The sequence below is a fragment of the Vibrio spartinae genome, assembly GCF_024347135.1.
GTDB lineage: Bacteria > Pseudomonadota > Gammaproteobacteria > Enterobacterales > Vibrionaceae > Vibrio > Vibrio spartinae.
Genome location: NZ_AP024907.1, coordinates 3,754,090 through 3,772,649, shown reverse-complemented (window position 1 = coordinate 3,772,649; position 18,560 = coordinate 3,754,090). Strand labels below are relative to the sequence as shown.

General features: G+C 46.6%; 16 protein-coding genes. 11 read left to right on the top strand and 5 right to left on the bottom strand.

Annotated features, from left to right (window positions below):
* Window positions 1-4 precede the first annotated feature (4 nt).
* The gene (locus OCU60_RS16775) at window positions 5-817 is read left to right on the top strand and encodes a class I SAM-dependent methyltransferase (RefSeq protein ID WP_074374729.1); all 813 of its coding nucleotides are present in this window, start codon (window positions 5-7) and stop codon (window positions 815-817) included.
* A 162-nt stretch (window positions 818-979) separates the two neighbouring features.
* On the opposite strand, the gene sthA is transcribed toward OCU60_RS16775, so the two are convergent.
* Window positions 980-2,380 (bottom strand): Si-specific NAD(P)(+) transhydrogenase, encoded by a 1,401-nt coding sequence (gene sthA / locus OCU60_RS16770; RefSeq protein ID WP_074374730.1) that lies wholly within the window; start codon window positions 2,378-2,380, stop codon window positions 980-982.
* 252 nt (window positions 2,381-2,632) lie between these two features.
* Between sthA and fabR the strand changes: the two genes are divergently transcribed.
* Complete coding sequence (gene fabR, locus OCU60_RS16765; protein ID WP_182287877.1) at window positions 2,633-3,265, top strand: HTH-type transcriptional repressor FabR; 633 nt, start codon at window positions 2,633-2,635, stop codon at window positions 3,263-3,265.
* Window positions 3,265-3,621, top strand: a complete 357-nt coding sequence (locus tag OCU60_RS16760; RefSeq protein ID WP_074374732.1) for a YijD family membrane protein — start codon at window positions 3,265-3,267, stop codon at window positions 3,619-3,621. Before fabR ends, OCU60_RS16760 begins: the two co-directional genes overlap by 1 nt.
* A gap of 173 nt (window positions 3,622-3,794) precedes the next feature.
* Here the strand turns inward: OCU60_RS16760 and OCU60_RS16755 are convergent, their stop codons facing one another.
* A complete protein-coding gene (locus OCU60_RS16755) occupies window positions 3,795-4,673 on the bottom strand; it encodes a LysR family transcriptional regulator (protein WP_074374733.1) in 879 nt (292 codons plus the stop codon).
* Between the two features lie 522 nt (window positions 4,674-5,195).
* Here OCU60_RS16755 and OCU60_RS16750 point away from each other — a divergent pair.
* The 4 genes from OCU60_RS16750 (at window position 5,196) to OCU60_RS16735 (ending at window position 11,303) form a co-directional block, all read left to right on the top strand.
* A complete protein-coding gene (locus OCU60_RS16750) occupies window positions 5,196-6,245 on the top strand; it encodes a TRAP transporter substrate-binding protein (RefSeq protein ID WP_074374734.1) in 1,050 nt (349 codons plus the stop codon).
* 93 nt (window positions 6,246-6,338) lie between these two features.
* A complete protein-coding gene (locus tag OCU60_RS16745; RefSeq protein ID WP_074374735.1) occupies window positions 6,339-8,345 on the top strand; it encodes an alpha-glucosidase in 2,007 nt (668 codons plus the stop codon).
* Between the two features lie 179 nt (window positions 8,346-8,524).
* A complete protein-coding gene (locus OCU60_RS16740; protein WP_074374736.1) occupies window positions 8,525-10,162 on the top strand; it encodes a dihydroxyacetone kinase subunit DhaK in 1,638 nt (545 codons plus the stop codon).
* A 58-nt stretch (window positions 10,163-10,220) separates the two neighbouring features.
* Window positions 10,221-11,303: a glycerol dehydrogenase gene (locus OCU60_RS16735; protein WP_074374737.1), complete on the top strand. Its 1,083-nt coding sequence runs from the start codon at window positions 10,221-10,223 to the stop codon at window positions 11,301-11,303.
* 138 nt (window positions 11,304-11,441) lie between these two features.
* On the opposite strand, the gene OCU60_RS16730 is transcribed toward OCU60_RS16735, so the two are convergent.
* Window positions 11,442-12,182: a sulfite exporter TauE/SafE family protein gene (locus OCU60_RS16730; RefSeq protein ID WP_074374738.1), complete on the bottom strand. Its 741-nt coding sequence runs from the start codon at window positions 12,180-12,182 to the stop codon at window positions 11,442-11,444.
* 305 nt (window positions 12,183-12,487) lie between these two features.
* Here OCU60_RS16730 and OCU60_RS16725 point away from each other — a divergent pair, with 305 nt between their 5' ends.
* Window positions 12,488-13,552, top strand: coding sequence for an aldose epimerase family protein (locus tag OCU60_RS16725; protein ID WP_074374739.1), 1,065 nt, complete (start codon window positions 12,488-12,490; stop codon window positions 13,550-13,552).
* A 148-nt stretch (window positions 13,553-13,700) separates the two neighbouring features.
* Here the strand turns inward: OCU60_RS16725 and OCU60_RS16720 are convergent, their stop codons facing one another.
* Both OCU60_RS16720 and OCU60_RS16715 read right to left on the bottom strand, forming a co-directional pair.
* Window positions 13,701-14,459, bottom strand: coding sequence for a DeoR/GlpR family DNA-binding transcription regulator (locus tag OCU60_RS16720; protein ID WP_074374740.1), 759 nt, complete (start codon window positions 14,457-14,459; stop codon window positions 13,701-13,703).
* A gap of 18 nt (window positions 14,460-14,477) precedes the next feature.
* Entirely contained in the window at window positions 14,478-15,365 is an 888-nt protein-coding gene (locus tag OCU60_RS16715; RefSeq protein WP_074374741.1) for a PfkB family carbohydrate kinase, read from the bottom strand.
* A gap of 209 nt (window positions 15,366-15,574) precedes the next feature.
* On the opposite strand from OCU60_RS16715, the gene yihU reads away from it, so the two are divergent.
* From yihU to OCU60_RS16700, 3 genes are all read left to right on the top strand, one after another.
* A complete protein-coding gene (gene yihU / locus OCU60_RS16710) occupies window positions 15,575-16,474 on the top strand; it encodes a sulfolactaldehyde 3-reductase (RefSeq protein ID WP_074374742.1) in 900 nt (299 codons plus the stop codon).
* Between the two features lie 530 nt (window positions 16,475-17,004).
* Window positions 17,005-17,868, top strand: a complete 864-nt coding sequence (locus OCU60_RS16705) for a class II fructose-bisphosphate aldolase (RefSeq protein ID WP_074374743.1) — start codon at window positions 17,005-17,007, stop codon at window positions 17,866-17,868.
* Between the two features lie 74 nt (window positions 17,869-17,942).
* The gene (locus tag OCU60_RS16700) at window positions 17,943-18,560 is read left to right on the top strand and encodes a TRAP transporter small permease (protein ID WP_074374744.1); all 618 of its coding nucleotides are present in this window, start codon (window positions 17,943-17,945) and stop codon (window positions 18,558-18,560) included.

Sequence of the window (18,560 nt, the reverse complement as noted above, 5' to 3'; positions counted from 1 at the left end):
GACAATGTCATATTATTGCCGGAAGCATAGAGAACACTATCAAATTCCCGCACATCTCATTGAGCCGCTTTGGTTCAGAAGCCGGGAAAGCTTAGCAGACAACGGCCTGATCTATGATCCGATTGCTGCCCAAGCCTGCTTATCCTGTCAGGTTGCTCCCGATTGCCGGAGTGGCAATATTGATCAAAAGCAGCTATTACACGTCACGCTGACTCAAATCTGTGATCAACAGGTTCGTGAGTTTCTTTCTACCTATCCGGATGCTTGGGTGATCAACGTCGGTGCCGGCTTAGATACCCGGTTTTATCGGGTTGATAATGGTCGTTGCCATTGGCTGGAAGTCGATGTGTCTGAGCATTTGATCTGGCGACAACGATTATTCCATCCCAGTGAACGTTATCAGCATATGAGTGGCAGCGTTACTTCATTGACGTGGTTAAAAACCATCAATATTTCAGAGTCTGTCCCGGTCTTGATTCTTTGTGAACATGCGTTGCTTGAAACGCAGTCAGAGCACGTGGCCGCTTTTATCAAGACACTCGGGCTGACCTTTCCTCATGCACATGCGTGTTTACTGCTGGCCGGCGATAAAACCGGGACACGTTTAGGGCAACGGCTGGGATCCGGGGCTTACCAACATGGCTTTGCTGCACCAGAGCATGCGGTATTGAACTGTTTACCGTGGATCAAAGCGGTACACAGCGTCTCACCATTAAATTATCCTTGCCGACGTTGGAAAATATGGCAGCGTTTGGTGTGTCGCCTGACGAGCTGCCAATTCCGTTACACGCCAGTTGTGATTCATTGTCATTGGTAATGAGGTATTGCTCGTATCGTGGCAGGCTTAATGTGCAAAAAAACCGAGCGTGTAAAAAACCGAGTGTGCAAAAAAAACCGGCCACGAGACAAAACCAAGCATCAAAGACGGAAAGACAAAACCCCTTGCGCAAGTGAAGCCTGCAAGTAAATTGCCTCTCGATTAGAACAGGCGGTTCAACCCATTTAATGCCGCGACCCGATAGGCTTCCGCCATCGTTGGATAGTTAAAGGTCGTATTGACGAAATATTCAATGGTATTGGCGGCGCCTTTTTGTTCCATGATGGCTTGACCGATATGAATAATTTCCGCAGCCCGTTCACCGAAACAGTGAATCCCGAGGATCTCTTTGGTTTCCCGGTGGAACAAAATCTTCAAACTCCCCACATCCGTACCTGCAATTTGCGCGCGTGCCAGATGTTTAAAAGAAGAACGGCCCACCTCATAAGGGATTTTGGCATTGGTCAGCTCCTGCTCGGTTTTGCCGACGGAACTGATTTCAGGAATGGTGTATATCCCGGTCGGAATATCTTCAATTAGCTGACTGTTACTCGCCCCGAATGCAATGATTTGTGCCACGAACCGGCCTTGGTCATAAGCCGCGCTGGCGAGGCTCGGGTAGCCAATCACATCACCGACGGCATAAACATGTTCCGCCTCGGTTTGATAACTGCGATTGACGGCCAGTTGACCACGAGAGTCAGCGGCTAATCCGAGTACTTCAAGATTTAATCGATCCGTGTTGCCCGCTCTGCCGTTGGCATAGAGCAGGCAGTCAGCCTTCATTTTCTTGCCTGATTTCAGGTGAACTATCACCCCGTCTTGGCAACCTTCAATGCTTTGATAGGTTTCATCATTACGAATCACCACACCGTTATTCCAGAAATGGTATGACAGCGCATCTGAGACTTCATTATCCAGAAAAGATAATAAACGGTCACGGGTATTGATCAGGTCAGCTTTTACCCCAAGTCCACGGAAGATCGACGCATATTCACAGCCAATTACCCCAGCACCATAGATGAGGATATGGCGCGGATCATGTTCCAAGTTGAGGATCGAGTCACTATCGTAGATCCGAGGGTGATTGAAATCGACATCATCAGGCTGATAGGGGCGCGAACCGGTGGCGAGCACAAATTTATCTGCGGTATAACGTTCTTTGCTGCCATCAGGCTGAAGAATTTCGATGGTGTGACTATCGACAAACTGGGCGACACCAAACAGTAACGTACATTTGTTGCGATCATAAAACCCCTGCCGTAATCGCGTCTGTTTATCGATGACGGATTTGGCGTGTAACAAAATATTGGGGAATGTGGCATGGAGGCTGGTGTTGTTATGGCAAAACAGCGGATTGCTGTTAAATTCGATGATACGGCTGACGGCATGTCTTAAGGCTTTTGAGGGAATCGTGCCCCAATGGGTGCATCCGCCCCCGACACTTTGCTCTTTTTCAACGATGGCGACATTCAGCCCTACTTTGGTTAGCCCCATCGCGGCACCTTCACCGCCGGGACCACTACCGATGACAATCGCATCGAAATGATGAGTCTCTGACATATGACTTCCTGATGAATATACGTTGGTTTTTTTTGGTACTTATATTGTAACGCATTATTGTAACAGATCATTGTAACGTATTGTTTACCTGTGTCGCTGTTCTGCTATGTGAGCAGTGATCATGATCGTTGATAGTCGCGTGAAATCAGTTTGAATAGACAATTTTGGGCGGGATGAGATATTGTTTATCGATAAAAAAGTAATTCGCGTTATAGTAGATTGTTTTTAGCTGTGATTTAGGAATTGTACGCCATGGGAATCCGTGCTCAACAGAAAGAAAAAACCCGTCGTTCATTAATTGATGCTGCATTTCGCCAATTGAGCGCACAACAGAGTTTTTCCAGTTTGAGCCTGAGAGAGGTCGCCAGAGAAGCCGGTATTGCTCCGACCTCATTTTATCGCCATTTTGGTGACATGAATGAGTTAGGGCTGACGATGGTTGATGAAGGGGGATTATTACTGCGACAACTGATGCGCCAGGCACGACAGCGTATTGCGACCAAAGGCAGTGTGATTCGCACCTCGGTCGAGACCTTCATGGAATTTATTGAAAACAGTCCCAATGTGTTTCGTTTATTGCTGAGAGAACGCTCCGGAACGTCTTATGACTTTCGGGCAGCCGTTGCCAGAGAGATCCAACATTTTTCTGCCGAACTGACCGAATACCTTGTCCTCAATGGCTTAGCGCGAGAAATTGCAGCGCCTCAGGCAGAAGCTTCCGTGACACTGGTGTTTAGCTCAGGCGCAGAAGCGATGGATCTGGATAAGAGTGAGCGGGACGAACTGGCAGAACGATTAATTGTTCAGTTAAGAATGATTGCCAAAGGTGCGGCAAGCTATCGGGCTGCTGCGCGTAAACATCAACAGAGAGATGGAGTTGATTAATGTCGAGTCAAAAAAATACTTCAGAGCGCAAGAATCTGATTCTTGCTTTTATTGTCGGCGTATGTGGTGATGCCATTCTGTCTTCTATGACAATGAGTGAAATCACGTTTTCTATTTTTCCTTGGATCGCGTTAATTCTCGCTGTTCAGGCATTGTATCAAGAGTACTTGCGTCAGCCGGTCTCTGAAGATTTTCCGCTGGTCGGACTCGCCTGCTTTTTTGTCGGTGCTTTTGGTCACTCGGCCTTTGTCAAAGCGCAGTACCCCGAGTCTGGTTCGAACTTTTTCGCGATTGTCGTGGTATTACTGCTCATGACCTGGATTGCCCGGAAAATGGGTTACTGGGGCAAACATTAGGCGACTATTGGCGCCGGACGCCTTTTTATTGTCGTCAGCCTCTGGTTGCGACCAGCGCACCCAGAGGCTGAGCTGCGATAAGTCTTGGTGAAAATGAAAAACGGCTGGGAAATCATCGACAAGAAAGTCATGTTTCTAAAGGCATATCGCTGTCCTCTGAGCTCTCTCCGACATTATTGCGTTGTTTCAGTATCTTCTTCCACTTTCTGAATAAACGCGCGCCGTACCGGGTCGGAAAAATTAGCATTCCATAACAAACCGACCAACCATTTAGCATGATCACCTTCTAACGGAATAAAGCGGATCTGTGGCTGACTGATACGTGCAACGCTTGCCGGAATAATGGTGTAACCCAAACGGGCAGAGACTAAAGCAAGCAAGGTAATAATGTCGTCTGCTTCTTCAACAACATTCGGTCTTTGCTGCGTTTCCCACAGATAAGTGGTGATATGTTTGTTCATCGTCGGGTTTTTATCCCGACTGAGCGCAAGATAATGATGATGGCTCAATGACTGCCATAAATGTTGTTCATCAATATTTTCTTCTTGATGAATGGCGATGGAGAGCCGATCAGAGAAGAGGGGGATTGCGGTTAATGGCGGCTCGACCGGGAGACGATCAAACCCCAGTTGCAGATTGCCGCTCAGGAGTTCTTCGACCAGTTTATGAGATGGGTAATCATTGAGGGTGACATGAACATCCGGATAGTTCTGCTTGAAGCGAGCGATGTACTCGGGGGCTTCATGAAATGAAGAAATACCATAACCAATGTTCAGATGCCCTGAGGTGCCCTCAGCGACAAATGCAGCCAGAGTCCGGAATGACTCAAATCCTTTCAGCACACGTTTCGCTTCCGGTAGCAGGACGCTTCCCATCGGGGTCAATGCTGCCCCATGGCGACCTCGATCAAATAATACCACATTGAGCTGTTCTTCTAGCCGCTTGATCTTTTTGGTGAGTGCAGACTGCGTAATATATAGGTGCTCTGAAGCGACACGATAGTTTTTATCAGCAGCAAGCTGGCAGAAAGTGCGAAGTAAATCTATATCCATTCCGTTTTGGACTCAAAAACTGAATTTTTTTCATTATAACTAATCGATCAGGTTTTTTATAGTCAAGTATGTGGGAACGAAAATAAGCGCATTGATGTCTTTTGCTGGTTTTATTGTTCGGTTTACTTTGATTGATGGGGTGCTCTCTTTACAGGTGTCAATCTGTTTACGGGCTATTTTCGTGCACCGGTTATTACCATATTCAAGGTATGGCATTTGATTCATATTTATTCGCTATTTTGTTGTGATATTGCAATGCAACAAGATGAATTGCTTAAGGTCATATTCGTTATTTCGTTGCACTTTACTTGTGTGTTGAGATACATATTTTCAGAACGATATTATTTCATTGTGAAATTTTAAATTGATTATATTTTTTCACGATAATGGAACACAAAATAAGGTTGTGACTAGCCTCACTCTCGTGAGTTATCTAAGAATTATAAAAACTGCTCTTCGACGGAATAAAGCATAATAAGAAGAGTCGGAATCAATAATCCAATAATGTAAAAGGGAAAATATATGAAAAAGACATTACTGAGCCTGGCGATTGCTTCACTTGCGCTTGCCGGGGCTGCCAACGCTGAAACATACAAATTAACGGTGCCTCATGTCACCTCCACCGATGGTTATAACCACCAATCACTGCTGGTATTTAAAAACTATGTTGAATCTCGCTCAAATGGCCAAATCAAAGTTGATATCTACCCTTCAGGCCAGTTGTGCTCTAATGCAAAAGAGTGTATCGCCGGGGTACAGGCCGGGATGTTTGACTATTTTCAAACCACAATTCCTGAGCTGGGTAACTTTTGGAAGCCGATCGGTGCATTCGATCTGCCTTATCTCTTGCCAAACGATCGCGTGGCAGAATGTGTTTATGACGATGAACAGCTCATTAGCGATGTACGCAAAGAGATTATAAAACATGCGCCAAATGTGCGCTTGATGGCGGTATCAAACTCAGGTGGCTGGCGTAATATCGCAACCACTAAAAAGCAGGTAAAAAAACCGGAAGATGTGAAAGGACTGAAGTTGCGTACTGTTCCGGCCAAAACCCAGCAGGATTTAGTCAAAGCCCTGGGTGGGGCTCCAACACCGATTGCATGGCCTGAAGTTTATACGGCACTGTCAACCGGCATGGTCGACGGAACGAAGAACGGTATTGTTGACATCATCATGAACAAATTCCATGAGAGTCTTCGTTACATGATTCTGGATGGGCACGGCTACATGGGGGGCGCTTGGGTCTTTAATGACAAGAAATTCAACGCATTCCCGGATGATCTGAAACAGGTCATTGTCGATGGGATTGCTGCCCAGAACCAATATTTACGTGCCTATCCCAAACATAAAGAATACTCCGCTTACGAAGAATTTAAAAAGGCTGGTGGTGTTATTTATAACCCGACAGCAAAAGAGAAAGACGCATTTAGAGTTGCTGCCGAACCCGTTAAAACTGAATTTTTGAAAGAAAATGGAGCGGAAGGTAAAAAATGGCTACAGCGTTTCGAGAAGGAAATTAATACATGCGAAATGAAAATTAAAGCAAACTACAAACTTCAGCTTAATTAATTTTATAGCTACATCCTGAAAATATTAAAAACAATCAGGTGCACTTTATTCTGAGTGCACCTTTATTTTCTCAAAATTTTGGAAGCCGCCATTATGGAACTGACCTATAGTCATACTGGTTTTAAAATCACCCATAAGGGTCGAGTTATTTTAGAACACACACCAACAAGTCCTGCATTTTATTTAGGTGTGGGTCAAAGTACCTTCGATATGTATCGTGGGAATTTTGATATTAAAGACTATCTCACTGAGCGTTTGCCGCTCACACAATTTACCGTGACTGAAAATTCTGATGATAGTGTGATCACCTTTAGTCTGAATGGTCAGTATGCACTGACGGCACGGGTGTTTGAAACCGCAGAAAAACGACTGAAAATAGAATTTACCGCATTGGATAAAACCTATAACCGTTTCTGGATTCGCATCGCTGCGGCTGAGGATGAAGCGGTTTACGGGTGTGGTGAGCAGTTGAGTTATTTTAATTTGCGTGGCAAAAACTTCCCGCTGTGGAGTTCAGAGCCCGGGGTTGGTCGTAACAAAAATACGTACACGACATGGCAAGCTGACGTTAAAGATAAAGCGGGTGGGAATTATTACAATACCAATTATCCGCAACCGACTTTTGTGTCAGATAAAAAATACTTCTGCCATTTAGAAACTACCGCTTACGCTGATTTTGATTTTACTCACGCACCCTATCATGAACTACAGTGCTGGAATATTCCTGAGTATTTATTATTGGATGCTGAAGATTCATTTCCTGAATTAATGACTAATATTACCGATGTATTTGGGCGTCAGCCAGAATTGCCTGAATGGGTATATAACGGCGTCATTTTAGGTATTCAGGGCGGCACGGAGATTACCTTGGATAAAATCGCCGCCGCAAAAGAGGCTGGCATTGAGGTGGCGGGTGTCTGGTGTCAGGACTGGCAAGGGATCAAGATGACCTCATTTGGTAAACGCTTGCAATGGGACTGGCAGTGGAACGCAGCGCTTTACCCGGAATTGGATAGCAAAATCCATCAATTGAAAGCGCAAGGTATTCGTTTCCTCGGTTATATCAACCCCTATGTGTTGCAAGACTTTCCGCTTTATAACGAGGCGCAGCGTCAAGGTTATCTGGCAACCCAGAGTGATGGCTCAAAATACCTTGTTGATTTTGGCGAGTTCTATTGCGGCGTGGTTGACTTTACCAATCCGGATGCGTGCACATGGTACAAAGATATCATTCGTCACAACATGATTGATTTTGGACTGGACGGTTGGATGGGCGACTTCGGTGAATATTTACCGACTGATTGCACTTTATTCAACGGGGAGAGTGCAGAAATAGAGCATAACAAATGGCCTTACCGCTGGGCAAAAGTGCAGCATGAAGCAGTTGCAGAAGCCGGTAAAACGAATGATATTCTGTTCTTCATGCGTGCCGGCGGGACCGGGATTCAGGGGCATTGCCACGCCTTATGGGCGGGGGATCAGTCTGTTATCTGGGAAAAAGATGATGGTTTAGCTTCGGTTATTCCGGCAGCGTTATCTGCGGGGCTGATGGGCAACGGTATCAGTCATAGCGATATCGGCGGTTACACGACCTTGCATGGTAATCAGCGGTCGAAAGAACTGTTCCAACGCTGGGCTGAAATGGCCGCCTTTACACCGCTGATGCGCAGCCATGAAGGAAACCGCCCTGATGACAATCATCAATACGACACTGATGCGGAAACGATGGCTCATTTAGCGCGGATGACAAAAATCTACAAGCACCTGAAACCGTATATTCAGTCAGCAGTCTCTGAGAATGCGACAAAAGGTATTCCGGTACAGCGTCCGCTGTTTATGCATTATGAGCAAGATAGCGAAGCCTATCATATACAGTATCAATATCTGTTTGGTCGTGATTTACTGGTCGCACCGGTTTATAACCAGGGTGAAACCGTGAAACATCTCTATCTGCCGGAAGATGAATGGGTTCATGTCTGGTCCGGTAAAACGTATACCGGTGGCTGGGTTGAAGTCGATGCACCGATCGGGCAACCCCCAGTATTTTATCGTCAACAGTCAAAAGATGCGCGGTTGCTGGCTGAGATCAGCCGCTACTAGCTGTCTGTTATGGGAATAACTGTCCGTTATAGGACTAACTGTCTGTTATAGAACGAACTGTCTGTCATAGGACTGACGATCGTCAGTCCACGCATGATTTTCAACCTGACATGAAATGTATGTGTCCCTCCGGGAGCCGGAGGGGCAATCCCGACTTATTTAAAGAAAAGTGAAACGCTATGTCTGAGCTAATTTTTAATCATAAAGAATCTTTCGTGATGGATTCGATTCGGGGCACGTTGTACACCGCTTGCCGTGATAATTTAACCCTGCTTGATTTTGATAACGGTATCAAAGTCGTCGCGCGTAATGACTGGCACAAAGATAAAGTCGCGCTGATTTGTGGCGGCGGCTCTGGTCATGAACCGGCACATGCCGGCTTTGTCGGTAGAGGTATGCTTACCGCTGCGGTGTGTGGTGATTTGTTTGCGGCCCCGAGTGTCGATGCTGTGCTGAGTGCTATTTTGCATGTGACAGGAGAGGCCGGATGCTTAGTCATCATCAAAAATTACACTGGCGATCGCCTCAATTTCGGGCTTGCTGTTGAGAAAGCTAAAGAGATGGGACGTCACGTTGATTTGGTCGTCGTCGGTGATGATATTTCTATTCCGGAAAACCCCCAACCCCGCGGGATTGCCGGCACGCTCTTGGTACAGAAAGTTGCAGGCTATGTGGCTGAAAACGGTGGCACGCTTGAGCAAGTAAAACAGGCAGCTCTGGAAGCTCATGAGAAAATCGCCTCGATCGGTGTGGCATTAACCAGTTGTTCTTTACCGGGAGACACAGAACGCGCCGAGCGTATTGCACAAGGCAAAGCAGAGCTTGGTTTGGGCATTCATGGTGAACCCGGCATTGAGACCATTGATTTACCGAAAGCCAAAGCTCTCGTTGCGATGATGGTCAGTAAGTTAACAGAGGCTAAACCGACCACAGAGCATGCAATTTTACTCAATAACCTCGGTGGCTTATCCCCGATTGAGATGAACATTGTGGCGAACGAAGTCATGGCATCAGCGCTGGGCCAACAGGCGAAGTTGATGATCACCGGTGCGTTAATGACAGCCGTTGATATGAAAGGTTTCTCGCTTTCAACGATTCAACTGACAGACGATATCGCTCAAGCACTCTCATCTGAGGTCGAGACGGCTGGTTGGCCGGGTGTGGCCCACTGTCGTGAATTGCCTGTGACTCCGTGTGATAACCCGATTCATAAGAAAACGTTTGAGCCGTCTCACGATGAAGAAACAGCGGTGGTTTTGCAGCGAGTCTGTCAATCAATCATTAATATCGAAGCGGAGCTGAATCATCTGGATGCGATTGTCGGCGATGGTGACACCGGGTCGACATTTGCCGCCGGCGCTCGTCAGGTATTCGCGCAGTTGGCAGCAAAACAGCTACCGTTACAAGATAAAGCTCATTTAATGACCACTATCGCAGACTGCCTGACATCCGTCATGGGAGGATCATCCGGTGTGTTACTTTCGATCCTGTTCACCGCGGCTGGTCGCGATTATGAACAGCATGGTTCTCTCCCCAAAGCGCTGAAATCCGGTCTTGAGCAGATGATGGCTTATGGCGGGGCAAAACCCGGTGATCGCACCATGATCGATGCGCTTTCTCCGGCGCTGGACGCTTGGGAACAAGATGGTTTTGCCGCAGCGATTGATGCCGCCAAAGCCGGTGCCGAAGCGACAGTTGTGATGACACACGCGAAAGCAGGTCGTTCCTCTTATCTGAACAGTGACAACCTGTCTGGTAACAAAGATCCCGGTGCTTTTGCCGTTGAAGTTGTCTTTCGCCAGTTTTCATCCAAATAGGTGACGGCCGGGTTGGTCGTACACGCCTATAAAATTAAGCATAAAAAAGGATTCAGTTATGGACACGATTATTATCTCCCCAAGTAAGTACATTCAGGGCAATGGTGCACTGGATAATATTGGTCAATATGTTTCGGTGTTTGGTCAGAAACCATTAGCCATTGCGGATAACTTCGTGATGGGGTTAGCGCGTGAACGTGTTGCAGCGAGCTGTGAAGGTAAAAGCCTCAAGACCAGCTTTGATATATTTGGCGGTGAATGCTCTCGGGTGGAAATTGAGCGTCTGGTCGATGTATGCCGTACTCAAGAAAACGATGTGATCATTGGTATCGGTGGCGGGAAAACACTGGATACCGCCAAATCAGTCGCGTATTACTCGAAAATCCCAGTCGTGATTGTGCCAACCATTGCATCAACCGATGCGCCGACCTCTGCATTGGCGGTCATTTATACGCCAGAGGGAGAGTTCAGCGAATATCTGATGTTCCCGTCAAATCCGAATATGGTGATTATGGATACCGGGATCATCGCGGCAGCGCCGGTTCGCACATTGGTTGCCGGGATGGGTGATGCGATGTCAACCTACTTTGAAGCGCGTGCGAATGGTCTGTCGAATAAAGCCACAATGGCGGGCGGCTTACCGACCCGGGCGGCTCAGACACTGGCGAAGTTATGTTATGACACGTTAATTGCCGATGGTGAAAAAGCCAAAGTTGCGGTTGAAAATGGTGTGGCGACCAAAGCGGTAGAAAACATTATTGAAGCGAACACGTACCTTTCCGGTATCGGTTTTGAAAGCTCAGGTCTGGCTGCTGCACATGCGATTCATAATGGTCTGACGAAGCTGGAAGAGTGTCATCACCTGTTGCATGGTGAGAAAGTTGCCTTTGGTACGTTGACTCAGCTAGTGCTTGAGAACGCGCCACAATCAGAGATTGATGAGGTTCTGTGCTTCTGCCGTACCGTCGGTTTACCGACAAACCTCTATGAAATGGGCGTTCAAGAGCTGAACCATGAAAAACTGATGGATGTTGCGAAAGCATCATGCGCAGAAGGCGAGACCATCCATAACATGCCATTCCCAGTCACGGCTGACTCGGTGTATGCCGCGATTCTGACGGCGCATCAACTTGGTTTGTAAAGCGGACTGTTGGTAAACTGGATCGTTGGTAAACCTAACAGTTTGTAGGCCTGACAGCTTGTAAACCGGACTCAAATCAAAAGGCGGCTTTCTTAAGAAAGCCGCCTTTTTTGTTGGATTCAAACGGATTCTCCGTGTTTAAAAACTGACATTTTTAAACACAAGGGCACACCCGATGACCAACAGAAAAATATGCACAATCCGGTGATAATTAATTTTATATTTCTGGAGTAAGTGATACCCCACCATACCGCCGGTCAGGCCAATGGCAAAAGCCGGCATGGCAGACATGACATGTGAGACGACGGTGTCGGTGATCAGGCCTTCTCGCCAGAAACCGATATTGGCCCCGATCATTTGTAGCATGAAGAAAAAGGCGAGTGTTGATTTTGTTTGATCGGCTGTCCATGGCTGCATCGATGTGTATGCAATCACGGGTGGACCGGATTCTCCGACACTGGCACCTAATACCCCGGATGTAAAACCAGCCCCGATCGTTATCGGTACCGATGTCTTTTTAAACAATGGCTTCTTCGAGGTCATGGAGTGAATACTGGATACAATAAGAACCACTCCCATGGTGATCAAAATGTACTGGGATGGCATGTTTGCGAGTAATTTCGCGCCAACGAATGATGCCGGGATGGAGCCGGCAAAAAGAATGAGGCCCGTCTGTCGCTGGATCGAATGACGCATTTTCCATACGACGGGCAGGGTGACTAACCAGCCGAAAATGGCGGCAATCGGTACTGCTGTCTGGGCTGTAACAAGGAGTGAGAGTAACGGAACAGAGACTAAAGCCGCCCCGAACCCAGTCAGTCCCTGTGTGAAACCTGCCAGCGCGATAATCATCGAGATGAATAGTATTGTGGTGTCCATATATCCTGAGTTTTTGAACTGAGTGAATGTCCATATACTATAAATTTATCAAAAATAATTACCATCGAATTTGTCACATTTTGTCCGAATGTGTTTGGTTGTTTTCATTTTGTGACAACAAACGCAGATGGTTGTGACCGGTTTTGTATAATCAATTAACCTGCTTTCGGTCTTTCAGCATGATTAAAGCACCAAGGTCTGTGTCTGAGCCGTCACTCTGAAAATGGGCATCAAATCACGAATATGAATAAACCAATCATATGAATAAACCAAGCATATGAATAAACCAATAAAGAGATAAGCGCGTGAAGTTGAATATTGAAAACTGGGGACAGATTGCGGGACAACACGTACCGGTGAAGTTAATCACTCTGCAAAACAGTCAGGGAATGATCCTGCGTGTCACCAACTATGGCTGTATCGTGACATCGATAGAAACACCGGATCGTGATGGTCATCAGGCTGATGTGGTACTGGGATATGAATGTCTGGACAAATATGTCGAGGGACATCCATTTTTTGGTGCACTGGCAGGACGGTATGCAAACCGGATAAAAGACGGTCGCTACACCATCGATGGCACAGCCTTTCAACTGGAAAGAAACGAGCCGGCCACCCAACAGCATTTGCATGGTGGACAGCAAGGCTTTGATAAATACGTTTGGGATTTTGCGGTCGAAACACAAGATGATGCGATCTATCTCCATCTGAGTCGCATTTCTCCGGATGGTGAATCCGGTTATGGGGGCACATTGCAGGTTCGGCATACCATCGGCTTAGATGAACAGAATCAAGTCCATTTCAACTTTCAGGCGACCACGGACAAGCCGACCGTCGTCAACCTGACGAACCATAGCTATTACAATCTTGCGGGACATGATTCAGGAACCGTGAATCACCATGAGCTACAACTGTTTTCCCGTTTCTATACCCCGGTGACCGAGCAAATGATTCCAACCGGTGAAATTTGTGCGGTGACGGACTCCGGTCTGGATTTTACGGCAGCAACGCGTATTAGCGCTAATCTGTCCCGGACAGACGACGCCGGATTTGACCATAACTTTATCTTAGATGGCCTCAAGAAAGAGGGGGAATACCACTATGCCGCAGCGTTGTATGAGCCAACAAGCGGGCGATTGATGACGGTGCTTACCACGCAACCTGCCGTTCAATTCTACAATGGATTTAAGTTATCGAATAAACATTGGATCGGTCGTCATGGTCAGCGTTACCAATCGAATCAGGGGCTGTGTCTCGAAACTCAGCATTACCCTGACAGTCCGAACCATGTCCATTTTCCGACAACACGTTTGAATCCGGGCGAGGTCTTCGAAGAGAAAACGATATACCGTTTTTCTACCAAGTCATGATTCGATAAGAGCGGTATACCGGCAGCATTTTATATCAGAAACAGTTTCAGGCAGAGTGGCTCTGCCTATTTTCGGTTCGTTAGTCATTTGGTTCGTTAGCATTCAGTTCGTTAGTCGGTATGCGCATGCGTAGAACACTGGCGCGTCATTACGGACAGATCACCAGCTCGGTATCATTTTGTTTTGCAACGGCCTCAATGGTGGGGCTAGGCTGGGTATCGGTAAAGAAGTAACCGACATCTTTGATGTTGGCTAAAGTGATTGATCCGCGTGGGATAAACTTACTCGAATCCATGGCAACCAAGACATGCCGTGCTGATTTCATCACCATCTGAGTGATCATCGTTTCGTTGAGATCATACTCAAGTAATGTGCCGTCAACATCAATCGATGCCGCGCTGGTTATCAGATAATCGAACCGGAAGTTCGCAATAAAATCAATTGCTTCCGTACCGACAATCCCCCCGTTAAACGCTTTAATTTTTCCGCTCGGGATCAGCACATCGATAGACGCGTTGGTATGCAGTACATTGGCAACGCGAAGGCTGTTGGTAATGACCTGTAAATTATTTTTCTGTGCCAAATAACTGGCAATCACTTCTGCCGTTGTGCCTATCGTAATAAAAACAGTCGAATTATCAGGAATGAGATCCGCAATCGCCTTGCCAATCGCATGTTTTTGGGCCGTGCCGGAAACCTTACGTACTTCATAATCAAGGTTATTCTTGGTGGCCGGAGAGCTTGCACCACCGTGGTGGCGAATCACCAGTCGCTCATGACTGAGTTTTTTGATGTCACGGCGAATCGTCTGCGTTGATACTTCCAACAGCTCTGCGAGTTCTTCGACGCCGTAATACCCTTTTTCGTTGACTAAATGAATTAATTTATCTTGTCTGGGATTAGTCACATTAACCCTTCGCTTTGTTTATTTTTGTAGTTTTTGATCCACTTCAACCCGAGTCGGGATTCCTTCCCGACCACCCCTTTTGGTGCATTTTAACGCTGCTACGGTATTTGAGAATACAATACTTTCACGGCTTTGTTTAGCCTCGGCTACGGCAACGGCCAACGCCCCATGGAATACATCCCCGGCTCCAGTGGTATCAACAACGTCAACTTTGATAACCGGCTCGTGGCATAGCTCCTGATTTTCTAGCCAGTAGCAACCTTGAGAGCCAACGGTAACATAGACTTTTCCCGATGTTTGTTTTTGAGCTATTTTGAGCCCTTCTATCGGGTCGGCACAACCGGTAAATTTCTCTAACCCAGGTTCAGAAAATGCGACGTGGTCAGCAAGTTTGACCAGTGAGTCAATCGGATCCGGGGACATATCCGCATCCAGAACCGACGGAATACCATAATGTTTCGCTTGTTGCAGGGCATACTCAGCGCCTTCTGGCCAGCGCACATCGGTGAGAATCGTGGTATAGCGGGAAAAGTCGATATTTTCAAGCGGGGTTGGATCGCGACTGAGTGACGGATCTTGATAGTTGACGATGATCCGCTCGCCCTGATCATCAACCAGTACCACTGAAAATGCGGAGGATGCCTCGTGAATATGGACAGTTCTGTCTGTATTGACACCGTATTGTTTCAGTTCTGTCAGCAGCGTTTCTGCGACACTATCTTGACCTAAGCGGCCAATAAAATCGACCGCATGACCTAATTTTGCAACAGCAACAGCCGCGGTTGCCGCCGGGCCGCCACCGACTTCAAAGTAATCCTTGGCAATATACTTGCCACCCTTGTCCGGTAAGCTTTCTACCCGTTGAATTCGGTCGAGTACCGTAATACCTATACATGCAATCGTCATCGTCTTTCTCTTGGTTCGTTACTGTTGGCTGATACAGCCAGCGTGATGATAGCGCAGTATAATTATTTTTTGACATTTGGCTGGGATTTTTATCACAAAATAACTAAAACAAACAAAAATGGACAAAATGTGACATTTGTTGTGGAGAGAGTCCGCATAAATGTTTTATATTGTTTTTCACTTATCTATCTATGTGAAGGAATAACAATATGTCGGCAATTGGTTTTATTGGTTTAGGCCAGATGGGAATGCCCATGGCGCTGAATCTGCTCAAAGGGGGACATGCTCTCAAAGTTTTCGATATCAATGAGGGGGCTGTCCAGCAACTCGTGACACAAGGGGCTACCGCAGCGACATCACCCGCTGATGCGGCTTTGGATGCTGAATTTGTGGTGACGATGTTGCCCAATGGTACCCTTGTAAACCATGTTCTTTTTGGTGAGGACAGCGTGGTATCGACTTTAAATAAAGATGCGCTCGTGATTGATATGTCAACCATCCATCCACTAGAAACGGATGCACTGATTCAAGCCATGACCGATAAAGGGTTTGCCATGATGGAAGCACCTGTCGGTCGTACGTCAGAGCATGCTGTCCGGGGTGAGCTTCTGATTATGGCCGGCGGTACGAAAGCACAAATCGAGCGGGCTCAGCCGTTATTCGACTGCATGGGCTCTGAGACGGTTGATGCGGGCGGTGCGGGAAAAGGTATCCGCGTTAAAATCATCAATAACTATATGAGTATCGCGCTGAACGCGCTCTCAGCAGAAGCGGCAACACTGGCTGAAGCGATAGGGTTGGACTGGGATACCGCAATGCAAGTTATGAGTGGCACACCTGCCGGCAAAGGCCATTTTACCACCACATGGCCGGGTAAAGTTCTTGCCGGTGATCTCTCTCCTGTATTTATGATTGACCTGGCCCATAAAGATTTAGGGATTGCTCTCGATCTGGCGAATCAGGTGCATGTCCCGATGCCTTGTGGTGCTGCTTCTCGTGAACTGTACAGTGCTGCCCGGGCGGCAGGACGTGGACGTCAAGACTGGACTGCTATTCTTGAACAATTGCGTGTGACTTCTGGTTTCGCTGCAAAGGTGAAATCATCGTAACATCATAACGTTGTTCTTGATAAAAATTGTCCTACTGCAAGTGATAATTATCTGACATTTTTTGACATTTCGACACAACGACTGATGACGATTCATCAGTCGCTCTCTGCTGTTTCCCCCACCGTTCACAGCCTTTCTTTACCGATCAAGTTCAGCAAGGCTTTTCATCACCGTGATCTTGATTATCTCTTTTTCATTGGCCCGTGATTCCCAATAAAATAACCGCCATAACCCGCTATGCATAAGGGATTGATAATTAATATCTTATGATAATGGGTGCTGTCATCCTCAACCCATCATTGGGTGTCCGAACCTTTCTGGATTGGCAACCGATGCCTGATTATATGTGAAACGAATATATGAGCATTATGATTCATTTCGATGTGATCGTGTGTAAACTTTTGGTGGTAAATGTCACTTTATGGACATAATTGTTATGTGGGTAACAGAAATTGACAAATACGATTGGTAAATTGTTCCTAACAAACCACCGTCTTAAAGACTAAATTAATGATAAGGGAACACGATAAATGTCGTATGTATCTGGTAAAACAATGATTCAGGAAGCGTGGACAAATGGTTATGCCATTGGTGCCTTTACCGCGCACAACCTAGAAACGATTAAAGCGGTACTCCTTGCTGCTGAAGAAGAGCAGTCACCGATCATGATTCAAATTGGTCAAAAAGCGATCAATGAAATGGGAATGAAACCGCTCCGGGACGCGATTGATTCTCTGATGAAATATCACCGTATCACCGTACCTGTATGTGTTCATTTAGACCATAGCCGTCAGTTTGAACAGTGTATGGAAGCTGCGACACGTGATTTTCAATCACTGATGTTTGATGGCTCTGCATTGCCTTTTGAAGACAATATCCGGATTACGAAAGCGGTTGTTGAAGTTGCCAACGCTTTAGGGCTCGGCTCTGAAGGGGAGATCGGTAAGATTGGCGGCACAGAAGATGACATCACCGTTGATGAGAAAGATGCGATGATCACCACCGTCGCTGAAGCATTAGATTTCTCTGAGCGTACTGGGGTTGATTATCTCGCGGTCTCTATTGGTACGGCGCATGGGGTCTATAAAACAACACCAGAGCTGAAGTTTGACCGACTCTCTGAAATTAAACAGGCAGTAAAAAAACCCATCGTCCTGCATGGTGGTTCCGGGGTACCGGATGATCAGATCGTTGAAGCGGTGCAGCGCGGGGTCGCAAAGGTCAACGTCGATACTGAGCTGCGTCAGGCGTTTATCCTCGGTGTACAGGCTCATTGGAAAGCAAATGAGAAAGACTACATTCTGGCTGATGTGATGAATAAAGGCATTACAGGAATGAAAGAAGTTGTACAGCATAAGATTCGTCTGTTTGGCTCAAATGGTAAAGCAAAATAATAACAATATGACAGTCTGTTTCGGGGGCTGAGCATCAGCACCCGATGGTTTTCTCATTCAATAATGGTGATTCTATGTTAAGAGCCATCGAAAAAGCACTAAACACTGTGACGACGCCTTTGTCGAAGATACTCCGTCATATGGGCGGCATTTTGCTACTCGTGATGACGGTTATCGTTGTTATCCAAGTTTTGTTCCGTTACATCCTCAATATTCCGTTAAGTTGGACGGATGAATCTTCCCGCTTCCTGATGATTTACATGACGTATTTATGTTTGCCGTTTGTTTATCTGACCGACAAAAACATCGCGATGACCTTTGTCACTGAAATTCTGGAAAAGAAAACACCGCGACTGTTTGCTTTCTTTGCCTTACTGGCTCATATCTCGGCAATATTCGTCTTTATCGTCTGGATCAAATTTGGTTGGAACTTCTTCCATACCGGAGCGGTTATGGCGGACAGTTTGCCCATTCCAATGTACTACATCTATGTCATTCCTCCGGTGATGATGAGTGTCACGCTCTTATTCGCTTTGCAAAAATGTGTGTCGTCCTTACGGAATATGTTCGGTGATTTTGAGGATATCTCTCACACCGCGCTGACAGCGGCACTGTTCGAAGCGTCAGAAGATGACGAAGACTCAACGCATGAGCAACAGAAAACACAGCCGCTTGGATCGAAGACGGCTTAA